This window comes from Pseudooceanicola sp. DL12 (assembly GCF_056270665.1).
Map to the genome: position 1 here is coordinate 971,822 of NZ_CM149884.1, position 14,060 is coordinate 985,881.

Genomic DNA, 14,060 nt, shown 5'->3' on the forward strand with positions numbered 1-14,060 from the left:
GCTCAGCCGCCCGCCTGTTGCAGGGCGGCGCTCAGGTCTCGCACCGCATCCGCCGTTCGTACCGAAAAGCCCAGCAGGTACATGGCATCCATGCGGATCACCGCGCGGTTCTTGGCCGCCGGAGTGGTGGCGATGGCGGGGCTGGCGATCAGCTCGTCGATAGCCGTGTCATGGTCGCTGCCGGCGCCGCTCATCATCAGGATGACATCGGGTGCCGCCTCCGCGATCGCCTCGTCGGTCAGGATCTTGTAGCCGGGGAAATCGGGAAAGGCGTTCTCGGCCCCGGCCATCCGGATGATGCCGTCGGCGGCGGTGCCGGTGCCCGAGGCCATGATACGCCCGCCCTGGTTCGACAGGATGAACATCACCTTCAGCCCGGTATCGCCCGCGGCAGCCTGGGCGTCGGACAGCTCGGCGTCGATCCGGTCGGCCAGCGCCCGGGCGTCGTCCTCCACCCCCAGGGCCGCGCCAACGGTGGTGATCTTGTCCAGGATCGCCTGCGCGTCATAGCCCTGAGGCACCGTCACGAAGGGAATGCCCGCATGATCGAGCAGGTCCACCGTCTCGGGCGGGCCGGCGCCCTCTTCGGCCAGGATCAGGTCGGGGCTGACCGAGAGCACGCCTTCGGGCGACAGTTGCCGGATATAGCCCACGTCGGGCAGCAGCTCCGCCTCGGGCGGATAGGTCGAGGTGGTGTCGCGCGCGGCCAGCCTGTGCTGCTGGTCGAGGGCAAAGACGATCTCGGTCACCGCGCCGCCGATCGAGACGATCCGCTGCGGCTGCTCCTGGGCCTGGGCGGGCAGGGCCGTGAGGGCCGCGATCAGGGCCGCGGCAAGGCGAATGCCCCCTTTCATTCCGCCGCCTCCAGGTCGAGTTCGGGTAGCTTTGCCACGAGGTCCATCCAGGCGGCATTGTGATCCACCTCCAGCGTCCGGTGCCCAAAGACCTGGGCCATCAGCGCGCCGCGCCGGTCGAACATCTCGAGGGAAACGGCGGGGCCGCGGTTGGTGGGCTTTGTCACGGCCCAGACCTCGGCCACGTGATCGCCGCGCAGGTGCATGTCAAAGCCGGGGTCGAGCACGTTCAGCCAGGGGCCCATGGTCTTGATCGGGCCGATCTGCCCGGAGAAGATCTGGATGCAACCGCGGTTGCCCACGAAGATCATCCCCGGTGTCCCGGTATCGCCCATCCGGTGCAGCGCTTCCGAGGCAGCCGAAATCGCCAGCCGCCGTGCCCGCGGCGCCCCCACCATGTGATAGGCGCCCAGTCGGTTGATCTCGTAGGAGGTGATCAGCGCGTTGAACTTGTGGGTGTCGAACATCCGGTCCCAGTCGGCAGCAAGGGCCTCGGCCCTCTCCGGGCGGATGATCGGACCCTCGATCATCGGACGCGGAGCACAGGCCAGGGCGTCGGACTGATCCGGCAATTTCAGCTGGTCACGCAGCGCCTCCCAGGGGGCGGCATCGGCTCCCAGCGGCAGGTAGACCTTGTGAACGGCGTCCCCGGCCGCATCGAAGACCTGGACCGACAGGCGCGGGCCGGCCTTGGTGTGCGCCACCACAGCAAAGGCATGAACCCAGTGGGCCCGGAAGATCCGCAGGTCGATCCGGGGCCCGAAGACACCACCGGCCCGGTCGCCCGGGCGATAGTCCTGGTACCGGCCCGTCACCTCGGAGACCACGGAGTCGTTGCGGGTCAGCGCCATCAGATCGCCCATCTGCTCGAAGGCGGGGATCAGCTGGTCGGGGTCCGCCTCGATCCGGGTGACCTCCGCGCCGACGCGGGCCGCCAGCAGGGCGGCTTCGCCCACGCCCAGCGTCTCGGCCAGGTCACGAGGCCGCAGGGTGGTATCGGCCAGCGCCGTGCGGATCATCTCCGGGCTGGGGGCGGATATCGGGGTCTTGTCCATTTTCTGGTCCTTCTGTGGCGGCCGGATCTGGGAGAACTCTGGCTGGCCGATGCAGAAGGGCATCGCTGGCACGATTTATGTGCCGCGGTGCGGCGATATAGTTGACAGATTTAATTGGTTATTTTACGCGGCGCAAGAGATGAGACGCGTCGAAAGGCTGCGTCTCCGTCAGATTGCCAGCGCATCTGCCAGCATCGCCCCCAAAAAAGACAAAACCGAAGGAACGGACATGCCTGCACGCAGACCCCTGCGCGCGTTGCTCCTGAGCAGTGCGGCAATGACGCTGGCACCCCTGATGATGGCCCCCCAGATGGCCCGGGCACAGGACAGCGACGATATCATCCTGCTCGACCCGATCGTGGTCGACAGCAAACGAGAGGTACAGACGGATACGGCCAATGCCGTGACCGTCGTCGACATCGAGGAAATCCGCGACCGTCAGGCGGGCTCGATCGCTCAGCTGGTCGAGAGCGCGCCGGGCGTGAATCTGGTCAACGGTGACAGCCCCATCGGCGGCGGGATCTCGATCCGCGGCTTCGGTGCCACCAACACCTACGGCAGCAACCAGAAGCTCGGGATCAGCTTCGGTGGCGCCACCAAGGGCAGCGAGGAGATCTATCGTCTCTCGACACAGCTCTATACCGACCCGATGCTCTTCCGCGAGGTCAAGGTCACCCGCGGTACCGGCGGTACCTTCGAATACGGCACCGGCATGATCGGCGGCCTGATCGAGCTCGAGCCGATCAATGCCTCGGACATCACCAATGGTGAACCCGGCTTTGCCGGCCGGCAGACGCTGCAATATTCCAGCAATGGCAAGGGTTTCACCACCTCCACCATCCTCGGCTGGCAGCTTGACGAGCAGTTCGAAGTGCTCGCCAACTACACTTGGCGCACCGAGGATCAGACCAAGGACGGCAACGGCGACTATCGCACCGACAATGGCTACACGCTGCCCTCCTGGCTGGTGAATGCGCGCTACACCTTCGGTGACAACAACGAGCACGCCATCAGCCTGATGTACTCGCATACCGAAGAGGCCGCCTTCGACGTGCCCTTCAACATGTTCAGCGGCTCGGTCGATTTCTTCGGCAACGTGAACCGCTGGGTCGACGACGATACCACGGTGCTGCGCTATACCTACGACAGCCCCACCACCGACCTGATCAACATCACCGCGGACGTGGCCTATTCCGATCAGACCAAGCAGATCGAATCGACCTCGGGCCTCACCTACGACTTCCTCAACTCGACCCACGAGTACGAGACGACCACCTACACCGCCCGCAACCAGGCGCTCTTTGCCACCGGCGGCGTCGATCACGACCTGCGCACCGGCGTACAGTTCATCGACCGCAAGCGCGCCGATGCCGACAGCGCCTCGCCGGGCGGGCGCGACAAGCGCTGGGCGATCTATCTGGTCGACGACATGTCGATCGGAAACCTCACCCTGTCGCCGCAGATCCGCTACGAGGATCAGCACCTGAACGGGGCGGACAGTAGCGATCCCGATTACCACAACACCGCGCTCGTCGGTGGCCTCTCGGCGCATTACACCTTCGACAACGGCTTCGCGCTCTTCGGTGGTGCCTACTACAACGAAAGCCTGCCGATCATCGACGACTACGATACGCCGGCCTTCATGACCCAGCCGGAAAAGGCGCAGGATTTCGAGCTGGGCGTTGCCTATGACGGCGAGAACCTGTTCTCGGACGGCGATGCGATGGCCCTGAAGGTCACCGCCTACAAGACCTATATCTGGGATCTGACCAGTGCCGTCGGCTACAGCAGTGCCGAGATGGAAGGGATCGAGATCGAGGGCGCATATTCCATGGCGAACGGCTTCTATGTCGATGCCAATGCGAACTTCATCGACGACATCGGTACCACCTCGAGCGGCACCGAGGAGCAATGGTCCTATCGTCCGCAGGACGATGTCCGGGTCACACTCGGCTATCGCTGGAACGAGCAGCTCGATCTCAGCTGGGAAACTGTTCATGCCTTCGATCTGACGCTGGATGATACCGATTATCCCGCCTATACGGTCAACAACCTGCGAGCCACGTACAAGCCGCAGCTTGGCGGCATTTATGACGGTCTGGAAGTGCGTGTCGGGGTGGAGAACCTCTTCGATGTCACCTACAAGCCCGCCATGGCGACCTATAACGCCAAGGGGCGTAATTTCGTCTTCACTCTGGCGAAATCCTTCTGACGATTTCGCACATGTGTGATCGGGCCCGGCTTCCCCTCGGTGGCCGGGCCCTCCTGTTTCCGGGGGGCATTCTTCCGGTCGCCTTCGGCAGGGCAGGTCTCAGGCCTGGGCCATCTGCCGCAGGATCGCCTCTGCCGCTTGCCGCGTGCCCGGATGCGCCTTCATCCGCGAAGAGATCCCGGCCAGGCGCGCCCGCATCTCCTCGTCGTCCAGCAGTTGCAGCACCGCGCTCCTCAGGCTGTCCGCATCCCATTTCGCCCGGTCCAGCCGTAGCCCGGTGCCCGTGGCCTCGGCACGCCGGGCATTGTCGTGCCCGTCCCAGCAATAGGGCATCACCAGGCTCGGCACCCCGTGATAGAGCGCCTCGCAGAAGGAATTGTTGCCGCCATGGTGGATAAACAGCGCGCTCTGCGCCACCACCGACGGCTGCGGAAACCAGCTCTCAAGGTAGACGTTGTCGGGCACGTGGTCATAGGCCTCCAGGAAACCGCCCACGTTCACCAGGAACCGCGCGGGCAGGGTGGCAAAGACCTCCAGCAACCGCCGCGTCAGGTCGGTGTCGATGGCGCCCAGGCTGCCGAAGCCCATGTAGACCAGCGGCCCGTCATCGCGGGGCAGGGCGGGCGGATCATATCGCGTCTCCTCGCGCACGCAGCCATCGAGGTAGCTGAACCGCGCCGGGTCCAGCGGCTCTGCACGGTCGTAGCGCACCGCCTCGGGTGACAGCAGCAGGTTCAGGTGGTCGCTCGCCTCAAGGAAGATCCCCTCGGGCAGAGGGCTCAGCCCCTGTTGCCGGCGAAAGGTGTTGTAGCGCCGGTGTGCGCCCTCGGTCGCCCGGCGATAGGCCGCCTCGAAGGCCGGACGCTCCGGTGCGCCGGGGGCCAGCCCCGAGAGGTAGGGCGGCACCGCAGGATCGGGGATCTCGGTCTCGGCACAGCTGACGATCCGCACCCAGGGGCATCCGGCGCGCGCGATTGCGGGAAACATGATCACGTTGTCCAGCACGATCAGGTCGGGACGGATCTGTTCCAGCAGCGCCTGAAGTCCCGGCTCCGCGGCGATCGCCGTGTCCACGATCGCCTCCCAGGTGGGCGCCACGTAGGTTTCCAGCTGCGCCTGGGGAGACAGGTCGAAATGCGGCAGATGGGTGTTGATGAAGGCCTGCCAGTAATCCTCGCTGGCCTGCGCATTGGCCTGCGCGCTTCCGCCGGGCGCCTCGGGCAGGTGGTATTCCTTGAAGCCGTAATCGGCAAAGACCCCGGTGAACCCCGGATGGCAGAGGAAGACCGGCACCGCCCCCATCCGCGCCAGCTCCTGCGCGATGCCTACGCAGTTCAGCGCGGCCCCGAAGCTCGCCTCGGGAAAGAAGGCCACCACCGGCCCGCTCATGCGCCGGGCCCCCGCATCAGGGGCATGATGCCCCGGTTGGCGGCCTGCGGACGGCGGGTGCGCGAGCGGCGCAGGTGCAGCCGCATCAGGTCGGCCGCGATGTCGTATTGCTGGCGCTCCAGCGCATCGAGGATGTCGAGGTGTTCTTCAAGGGATTGCCGCAATCTGAAATCCGGGATCGAGGTGTCTTTCTGGGTCGCGCGCCTCAGGTTGTGATGGGCCATGAGCACGCCGCGCGCAAACCGGTTTCCGCTGCATTCCGCGATCAGCCCGTGAAACTCGCAGTCGAGCCGCATGAAGCTGCCGCTGCCGATGCGTCCCTCGGCCATTTCCAGCGCCGCCTGCATCTGGCTGCGTAAAAGTCCGGCTTTCTTGGCCTCCAGCGCAAAGCCCGGCGCCTCGATGGCCTGCGGTTCCAGGAACAGGCGGAAGGAGAGGCTCTCCTCGATGGCCTTCGGGGTGTCCAGGATCGGCTGAAAGGCCCAGGACCGACCCGGCAGTTGGGTCACGATTCCATCCCGGGATAGTATTTTTAGTGAATTTAGTACCGTCGTGCGCGAAGTGCCGTATCTTCGCACAAGCGCACTGACCGACTGTACGTCACTGATCCGCCGGGCGGCGCGATCTGCCAGGATCCGCGTGGCAAGGCTGTCTTCCAGGCCTTCCAACCGTTGCGCCGCCTCGCTCAGCCCCTCGCTCTCGCCCATGTCGAGGAAATAGCCCTCCTCTTCGCGGTGCTCCAGAATCTCATTCTCTTCCAGTATCTTGAATGCAGATCGGATCGGCGTGCGCGACACGCCGCAGGCCTCGGAGAAGGCCTGTTCCGGCAGGTGCTCGCCCGGCTTCATGCCACGCTCCAGCGCGATGGCGATCACCTGTTTCGCCAGGGCCAGGTGGTTCTGGCGGGCATTCTTGCGTGGCTCGGCCATCGGCATGTGTCCTGAGGGTGAAATCCCGGCACCTGTCCGGGGTGGGTGAGAAAGAACAGCGAATACAGATTGACGTATTTTTGCACCGAAGAATACTGACGTCCATAGCGGTCAACAAGAACCGCACCCATAAAACGCCGCCCTGGTCATCGTGCCGGGCAGCGATCCAACAGTTCAACAGGAGGACATCTCGATGCTCCGTACCACGTCCCTTGCGGCCCTCGCCGCGGGCCTGACGCTTGCCGCCGGCGTCGCCCAGGCCGAAGAGCTGGTCATCTCCAACTGGGATGGCTACATGGCGCCCGACGCCATCGATGCCTTCAATGCCGCCTCCGGCAACGAGGCCGAGCTGGTGCTGCATGCCACCAACGAAGAGATCATGGGCAAGCTGATCGCCTCCAAGGGCGCGGGCTATGACGTGGTCTTCGTCTCGGCCCCCTTCGCGCAGGTGCTCTCCAAGCTCGGCATCGCCGAGGAGCTCGACCATTCCAAGCTGCCGAACCTGGCCAACCTCTACCCCGCCGCGACCGAGCTTGAATACGACCCCGGCAATGCTTTCTCCGTGCCCTACGCCTGGGGTACCACCGGTCTCTGCTATCGCTCCGATCTGCTGGCCGATGCGCCCGACAGCTGGTGGGACCTTCTGACGCCCGCCGACGACCTCAAGGGCAAGACCACCATGCTGGCCACCGACCGCTGGCTGCTCGCCGCCGCTCAGCTGGCCGAGGGCTTTTCGGTCAACACGACCGATCCCGACGAGCTGGAGAAGGTCAAGCAGGACCTGATCGCGGCCAAGGAGACGCTGCTCTCCTACGACGACACCACCTTCTACGCCAAGCTGGTCTCCGGCGAGGCCGAGATGGTGCAGGCCTGGGATGGCTGGTGCAACTACGGCATCGCCGAGAATACCGACATCAAGTACGTGATCCCGAAAGAGGGCTCCGACCTCTGGGTCGACACGATGGTCATCATCAAGAACTCCGAGCACAAGGACGCGGCCTACGACTTCGTCAACTGGATGCTGGAGCCCGAGAACCACGCCTGGGCAGCCGAAAACATCCTCTACAAGGTGCCGAACAAGCCCGCGATGGAGAGCCTCGACCCTACGCTGATCGAGAGCTTCCCCAACATGGGCATCACGCCGGAGGAGCTCACCTCCTACGAGGAGCTTCTCGACGTGGGCGAGGGCCAGCGCGCCTATGCCCGCACCGTTTCCGAGATCAAGGCAAACTGATCATCCGCCCGGGCGTCCCTTCCGCCCGGGTCACGCCGCCCCGCGCCCAAGGCGGGGCGGCAAAAGGCCTCCCATGAAAGACCGCAGACCGCTCCTCCTCATGACGCCCGCGCTGGCATGGCTCACGGCCTTCATGGTCGTGCCCTGTCTGCTGATCCTCGCGCTCGCCTTCTTCCGGCGCGGGCTCTACGGCGGTATCGAATACACCTTCACGCCGGAAAACCTGCGGCTCGTCTTCGACCCGCTCTATGGTCGGATCTTCCTGAAATCGGCCTGGATCGCCGGTATCGCGGCCCTGCTGGCCTGTATCCTGGGCTATGCCGCGGCCTTTGCCATCGCCGCCATGCCGCGCCGGCGTCAGCCGCTGCTGCTCTTCTTCGCGGTGCTGCCCTTCTGGTCAAATTACCTGGTGCGCACCTATGCCTGGATGGTGCTGCTGAACCGCGAGGGGCTGATCGTGCACCTGGCCCGCGCCATGGGCTACGAGGGCGAGCTGCCGCAGATGCTCTATACCGAAACCGCCGTGGTCATCGGCCTCGTGTACAATTACCTGCCCTTCGTCATTCTGGCCTGCTACGCGCCGCTCTCGCGCCTGAACCCAGAGGTGACCGAAGCCAGCCGCGATCTCGGCGCCCCGGCCTGGACGACCTTCCGCCGGGTGATCCTGCCGATCACCTTTCCCGGCATCGCCGTGGGCTTCGTCTTCGTCTTCGTGCTGTCGATCGGCAATTTCGTCACCCCGGCACTGCTCGGCGGCGGCCAGTTCCAGATGATCGGCAACCTGATCTATGCCCAGTTCCTCACGGCGAACGACTGGCCCTTCGGCGCCGCGCTCTCGATGTTCCTGATCGCCATCATGATGGGCCTGCTGACGCTTCAGACCTTCGCCACCGAACGGGCCGGGGGAGGGCGCCCTGATGCGTAACGCCCCCATGCCGCTCATGTTGATGATCCTCGGCCTGACCTTCGCCTTCCTCTACATCCCCATCTCCGTCCTCGTCGCCCTCAGCTTCAACGAGGGCGGCATGCCCACCGCCTGGACGGGCTTTTCCACGAAATGGTACGGCGAGCTCGCCCGCAACGGCGACATCATCCATGCCGCTGTCAACACGCTGATCGTGGCCCTGGTCTCCACCGTGGTCGCCACCGCCCTCGGCACGCTTCTGGCCATCGGGGTAGAGATCCGCCGCCGCAAGGGGCGCTTCCTCGAAACCATCATCTTCGCGCCGATGATCATCCCCGACATCGTGCTGGCCATCGCGCTGCTCAGCTTCTTCTCGCTGCTCGGCGTCACGATGGGGCTGCACACGATCATCCTCGCCCACGTGGTCTTCAACCTGGCCTTCGTCTGCTCGGTGGTCCGTGCCCGGCTGATGAGCTTCGACTGGTCCATCGTCGAGGCCTCCTCGGATCTCGGCGCACCCACCTTCACCACCCTGCGCCGGGTGGTGATCCCGGTGCTGATGCCGGCGATCATCGCCGGGGCGCTGCTGGCCTTCACCCTCTCGGTGGACGAATTCATCATCGCCTTCTTTACCGCCGGGGCCGGGCGCGCCTCGATCACCCTGCCGATGCAGATCTTTGCCATGATCCGTTTCGGCGTGACCCCTGAAATCAACGCGCTGGCCACCCTGGTCATGGTCGTCTCGGTCGTGGCCCTCACGCTCTCCCAGCGCCTCAACAAGGGGGGGCTTCCCGGCCAATGAGCACCCTGCTGTCCATCCGCGACCTGCAAAAGGACTTCGGCAAGATGCGCGCCGTCGACGGGGTCTCCCTCGACATCGCCGAGAACGAGTTCTTTGCCCTCCTCGGCGCCTCCGGCTCCGGCAAGACGACGCTGCTGCGCATGCTGGCGGGCTTCGAGATGCCCACGGGCGGGCAGATCCTGCTCGACGGGCAGGACATCGCCCGCACGCCGCCGCATCGCCGCCCCGTCAACCTGATGTTCCAGAGCTACGCGCTCTTCCCGCACATGTCGGTGGCAAAGAACATCGCCTACGGGCTGGAAATGGAGAAGCTGCCGAAATCCGAGATCGCCGCCCGCGTCGCAGAGATCCTCTCCACGATCCAGCTCTCGCACCTCGCCTCGCGCAAGCCCGATCAGCTCTCCGGCGGCCAGCGTCAGCGCGTGGCGCTGGCCCGTGCGCTGGTCAAACGCCCGCGCCTCCTGCTGCTCGACGAGCCGCTCGGCGCGCTCGACAAGAAGCTGCGCTCGGACATGCAGCTCGAGCTGAAGCGGATCCAGGCGAAGTTCGGCATCACCTTCATCGTCGTCACTCACGATCAGGAAGAGGCCCTCGTCATGGCCGACCGCATCGCCATTCTGAAAGACGGTGGCCTCCTGCAGGTCGGCACGCCGCACCAGATCTACGAGCATCCCGCCAGCCGCTTTGCCGCGGATTTCATCGGCGTGATGAACTTCCTGCCGGTGCGCAACTCGGCCGGCACCCTGCTGGCCGGCGACGGCACCGCCATCGTGGCGCCCCTGCCCGCAGAGCTGCCGGAGGCAGCGGTGGCCGCCATCCGCCCCGAGCGCCTGCGGCTCAACGATTACGCCGCCGAAAACGCGCTGACCGGCCGCATCGCGGCCATGGCCTATCACGGGCTCGATCTTCAGTTGCACGTGGAAACGCCGCTCTCGCCGCAGCCGGTGCTGGTGCGTGTCACCGCCGATCTGGCCGAGGGGCAAAGGCTCGCCCCCGGCGATACCGTCACCCTCGGCTGGCACGCCCGCGACACCCGCGTCTTTGCCGCCTGAGCCCCCCGACCATCAGCCTCCGCCAGAGAGGCATCCCGACAGAGGAGATCGACCATGGAACAGAAAACCTTCGCCTTCTTCCCCGAAGCGGCCTTCGGCCCCGCCCTCAACTCCGTCGGCATCGCCCAGGCGGTCGAGCGGATGGGTCACAAGGCCGTCTTCCTCTCCGATCCCGGCTTTGTCGAGGTCTACCAGGGCTACGGCTTCGAGGCGCACCCGGTGAACCTGTCAGAGCCGATGCCGCCCGAGCAGATGGCTAAGTTCTGGGAAGATTTCATCAACGGCCACATCCCCAACTTCCGCAAGGCGCCGATCGACCAGATCGACAACTACGTCAAGGAGTGCTGGGAGGCGATCGTCGACAGCGCCAAATGGGCCGAGAAGGACCTGCCCGCCATCCTGGCCAAGATCAAGCCGGACGTGATCTCCGTCGACAACGTCATCCTCTTCCCGGCGATCAAGCAATTCGGCGTGCCCTGGGTCCGCATCATCTCCTGCTCGGAGAACGAGATCGAGGATGACGACATCCCGCCGCATCTGTCGGGCATGTCCGAGACCGATACCGCAGGACACGCCGCCTTCCGCGCGAAGTTCGAGGAGGTCATCAAGCCGATCCACGATGATTTCAACGCCTTCCTCGCCACCACCGGCGAAGACCCGTACCCCCTCGGCCAGTTCTTCGAGGCCTCGCCCTTCATGAACCTGCTGCTCTACCCCGAGCAGGTGAAATACACCCGCTCCGCACCGCTGGATCCGGCCCAATTCCAGTACCTCGAAGGCTGCGTTCGTCAGGACGCCCCCTACGAGGTGCCGACCTTCAAGGCCAACAACGACGGCCCGCTGCTCTATGTCTCCTTCGGCTCTCTCGGGGCCGGCGATACCGACCTGCTGAAGCGCCTGATCGCGCTCATCGGCAAGACCCGCTACCGCGCGCTGGTCAATGTCGGCGACTACAAGGACGAATACAGCGACATCCCCGACAACGTGATCATCGACAGCTGGTTCCCGCAGCCTTCGGTCATCCCGCAGGTCGATGCCGTCATCCATCACGGCGGCAACAACTCCTTCACCGAATGCCTCTACTTCGGCAAGCCGGCGATCATCATGTCCTATGTTTGGGACGGTCACGACAACGCCATGCGGGTGCAGGAAACCGGCCACGGCTTCCGCTCGGAGCGCTATGACTGGACCGACGAGGAGATGATCGAAAAGATCGAGGCCTGCCTGAGCGATCAGGACATGGCCGCGCGCCTCGCCGCCACCTCCGCGCACATGCAATCGCAGAACGGCCAGGAAAAGGCCGCCAAGATCCTCGTGGGCCTCGCCGAATGACCCTGGACAGCTCCGCCCCCCATATCCACGGCGCAACCACCTTCGACGACCTCCTCGACTGGGGCGATCAGCCTCAGATGATCGAGGGCCAGTCGAAAAACACCGGCCGGCTCCTCTTCAAGGGGCCGGGCAATATCCCCGAAACCGGAATCTGGGTCTGCACCCCCGGGCGCTGGCGTCTCTCGATCCCGCGCGACGAGTTCTGTCATTTCGTGGCCGGCCAAGCGACCTACCTCTCCGACGCGGGCGAGGTGATCGAGGTCACCGCCGGCACCTGCGTGCTCTTCCCCGCCGGCTGGTCGGGCGAATGCACGATCCACGATACCATCCGCAACATCTACATGCTGAGCTGATCCCATGCCCACACCCGTCATGACAAAGCCCCTCGAGATCACCGAGACCACCGACTGGGGGATCATCCCCACGATGATCGAGGGCGAGAGCCACACCTCCGGCAAGCTGCTCTACAAGGGCCCCGAGGGGCAGAGCGAATGCGGCCTCTGGATCTGCACCCCCGGCAAATGGAACTGCCACGTCACCCGCGACGAGTTCTGCCACTTCCTCGAAGGGCGCTGCACCTATGTCCACGAGAGCGGCGAGGTGATCGAGATCACCCCCGATACCGCCGCCTTCTTTCCGCAGGACTGGAAGGGCGTCTGCACCGTCCACGAGACCGTCAAGAAGGTCTACATGATCCGATGAGCTATTACCTGACACCGGGCCTGCACCCCTCGCAGGGCGAGCGGCACGACGTGATCGACCCGGCCACGCTGGGTATCGTCGGCCAGCGCGCCGAGGTCACGCCCGAGGAGCTGACGCGGGTGCTCACCCGCGTCAATGCCGCGCAAAAGGGCTGGGCCGCGCTCGATGCGAAATCCCGCGCCCAGGCGCTGCATCAGCTCGCCAACCGCATCGACGCCGCCGATTTCACCGAATGCGCCATCCTGATGAGCCGCGAGATGGGCAAGCCCTATCCTGATGCCATCGGTGAGATCGCCAATGTCGCCCCGGTCTTTCGCTACTATGCCGAGATGGCGCGCGACGACGCGGGCAAGATCGGCGGCACGACGCAGGCCGGCAGCTTCCAGTACGCGCGCTACGAGCCCGTGGGGGTTTCGGCCCATATCATGCCCTTCAACTTCCCCGTGCTGCTGATGTGCTGGACGGTCGCGGCCTCGCTGGCTGCGGGCAACGGCTGCGTGGTGAAACCGGCCGAGGTCACCACGCTCTCGACGCTGGAATTCATGAAGGTCTTCGACGGGCTGCCCGAGGGACTCGTGGCCTGCCTGCCCGGCGGGGCCGAGGTGGGCCGCGCGCTGGTCGACAGCGAGTTGACCCACGCCGTGGCCTTCACCGGCTCGGTCGCGGGCGGGCGCGCCGTGGCCTCGGCTGCTGGCGCCCGGATGAAACCCGCGGTGATCGAGGCCGGCGGCTCCGACCCGATGATCATCACTGCAAGCGCCCCGCTCGAAGTGGCCGCCGCTGGCGCCGTCACCGGCTGCTTCCACCTGACGGGGCAGGTCTGCACCTCCACCGAGCGGCTCTACGTGGTCGATGCGGTGCACGACGCATTCGTCGAGGAGTTCCGCCGCCAGACGGTGGCGCTGCGCGTCGGCAACGGGCTCGAGAAATCCGAGATCGGCCCGCTTGTGTCGCAGGCTGCCTGGGACAAGGTCGAACGCCTGGTCTCCGATGCGCTGGCCAAGGGCGCCACGCTGGTCTGCGGCGGCGGCATGCCCGAAGGTCTGACCAGCGGCTATTTCTACGCCCCCACTATCCTCACCGATTGCACGCCCGAGATGGACATCCTGCACGAGGAATGCTTCGGCCCCGTCGCCGCGATCAGCAGGGTGGCGGATTTCGACTCCGCCATCGCGGGCGCCAACGACAGCGCCTTCGGTCTCGGCGCCTCGATCTTCACCACTGACCTGGCCGAGGCCCAGGAGGCTACCGAACGGCTGCAGGCCGGCATGGTCTGGGTCAACAACCCGATGATCGACAACGACGCGCTGCCCTTCGGCGGCTGGAAGGCCTCGGGCATGGGCCGCGAGCTCTCGCGCCTGGGCCTCGACGCCTTCCGCCGGTCGAAGATGGTGATCATGGATCACAGGCCGGTGCGGCAGGACTGGTGGTATCCCTATCCCGACGAATGGTTCCTGCAGTCGGGCGGGCGGAAACACGTCTGAGGGGGGAGGGGGCTCTGCCCCCGCCGCGCGTGCCGCGCGTCTCCCCCGGGATATTTCTGGCCAGATGACGGGGCCGGCTAACCGGGAAGCGGGGCGGCTCTCTCATCTGGC

At 65.4% G+C, this 14,060-nt stretch carries 13 protein-coding genes; 9 read left to right on the forward strand and 4 right to left on the reverse strand.

Annotated features, from left to right (window positions below; genetic code table 11):
* Positions 1-2 precede the first annotated feature (2 nt).
* Positions 3-854, reverse strand: coding sequence for a heme/hemin ABC transporter substrate-binding protein (locus AC0WR5_RS04565; protein WP_475867305.1), 852 nt, complete (start codon positions 852-854; stop codon positions 3-5).
* Entirely contained in the window at positions 851-1,909 is a 1,059-nt protein-coding gene (locus tag AC0WR5_RS04570) for a hemin-degrading factor (protein ID WP_475867307.1), read from the reverse strand. The genes AC0WR5_RS04565 and AC0WR5_RS04570 overlap by 4 nt, the downstream gene beginning before the upstream one ends.
* Before the next feature lie 277 nt (positions 1,910-2,186).
* Here AC0WR5_RS04570 and AC0WR5_RS04575 point away from each other — a divergent pair, with 277 nt between their 5' ends.
* On the forward strand, positions 2,187-4,121 hold the full coding sequence (locus AC0WR5_RS04575; RefSeq protein ID WP_475867309.1) for a TonB-dependent receptor plug domain-containing protein: 1,935 nt from the start codon (positions 2,187-2,189) through the stop codon (positions 4,119-4,121).
* A 99-nt stretch (positions 4,122-4,220) separates the two neighbouring features.
* On the opposite strand, the gene AC0WR5_RS04580 is transcribed toward AC0WR5_RS04575, so the two are convergent.
* Together AC0WR5_RS04580 and AC0WR5_RS04585 are read right to left on the reverse strand one after the other, a co-directional pair.
* Complete coding sequence (locus AC0WR5_RS04580; RefSeq protein ID WP_475867311.1) at positions 4,221-5,510, reverse strand: nucleotide disphospho-sugar-binding domain-containing protein; 1,290 nt, start codon at positions 5,508-5,510, stop codon at positions 4,221-4,223.
* A complete protein-coding gene (locus AC0WR5_RS04585) occupies positions 5,507-6,439 on the reverse strand; it encodes a GntR family transcriptional regulator (protein ID WP_475867313.1) in 933 nt (310 codons plus the stop codon). Before AC0WR5_RS04585 ends, AC0WR5_RS04580 begins: the two co-directional genes overlap by 4 nt.
* 193 nt (positions 6,440-6,632) lie before the next feature.
* Here AC0WR5_RS04585 and AC0WR5_RS04590 point away from each other — a divergent pair, with 193 nt between their 5' ends.
* The 8 genes from AC0WR5_RS04590 (at position 6,633) to AC0WR5_RS04625 (ending at position 13,949) form a co-directional block, all read left to right on the forward strand.
* The gene (locus AC0WR5_RS04590) at positions 6,633-7,673 is read left to right on the forward strand and encodes a polyamine ABC transporter substrate-binding protein (protein WP_475867314.1); all 1,041 of its coding nucleotides are present in this window, start codon (positions 6,633-6,635) and stop codon (positions 7,671-7,673) included.
* Positions 7,674-7,746: 73 nt separating this feature from the next.
* Positions 7,747-8,598 (forward strand): ABC transporter permease, encoded by an 852-nt coding sequence (locus AC0WR5_RS04595; RefSeq protein ID WP_475867316.1) that lies wholly within the window; start codon positions 7,747-7,749, stop codon positions 8,596-8,598.
* Positions 8,591-9,379 carry an ABC transporter permease gene (locus AC0WR5_RS04600; RefSeq protein WP_475867318.1) on the forward strand — a complete coding sequence of 263 codons (789 nt, stop codon included), beginning with the start codon at positions 8,591-8,593 and terminating at the stop codon, positions 9,377-9,379. The genes AC0WR5_RS04595 and AC0WR5_RS04600 overlap by 8 nt, the downstream gene beginning before the upstream one ends.
* Positions 9,376-10,431, forward strand: coding sequence for an ABC transporter ATP-binding protein (locus tag AC0WR5_RS04605; protein ID WP_475867320.1), 1,056 nt, complete (start codon positions 9,376-9,378; stop codon positions 10,429-10,431). Before AC0WR5_RS04600 ends, AC0WR5_RS04605 begins: the two co-directional genes overlap by 4 nt.
* A gap of 54 nt (positions 10,432-10,485) precedes the next feature.
* Entirely contained in the window at positions 10,486-11,763 is a 1,278-nt protein-coding gene (locus AC0WR5_RS04610) for a nucleotide disphospho-sugar-binding domain-containing protein (RefSeq protein ID WP_475867322.1), read from the forward strand.
* Positions 11,760-12,116 carry a cupin domain-containing protein gene (locus AC0WR5_RS04615; RefSeq protein WP_475867323.1) on the forward strand — a complete coding sequence of 119 codons (357 nt, stop codon included), beginning with the start codon at positions 11,760-11,762 and terminating at the stop codon, positions 12,114-12,116. The genes AC0WR5_RS04610 and AC0WR5_RS04615 overlap by 4 nt, the downstream gene beginning before the upstream one ends.
* Positions 12,117-12,120: 4 nt before the next feature.
* Positions 12,121-12,465: a cupin domain-containing protein gene (locus AC0WR5_RS04620; protein ID WP_475867325.1), complete on the forward strand. Its 345-nt coding sequence runs from the start codon at positions 12,121-12,123 to the stop codon at positions 12,463-12,465.
* Positions 12,462-13,949: an aldehyde dehydrogenase family protein gene (locus AC0WR5_RS04625; protein ID WP_475867326.1), complete on the forward strand. Its 1,488-nt coding sequence runs from the start codon at positions 12,462-12,464 to the stop codon at positions 13,947-13,949. The genes AC0WR5_RS04620 and AC0WR5_RS04625 overlap by 4 nt, the downstream gene beginning before the upstream one ends.
* Positions 13,950-14,060 lie beyond the last annotated feature (111 nt).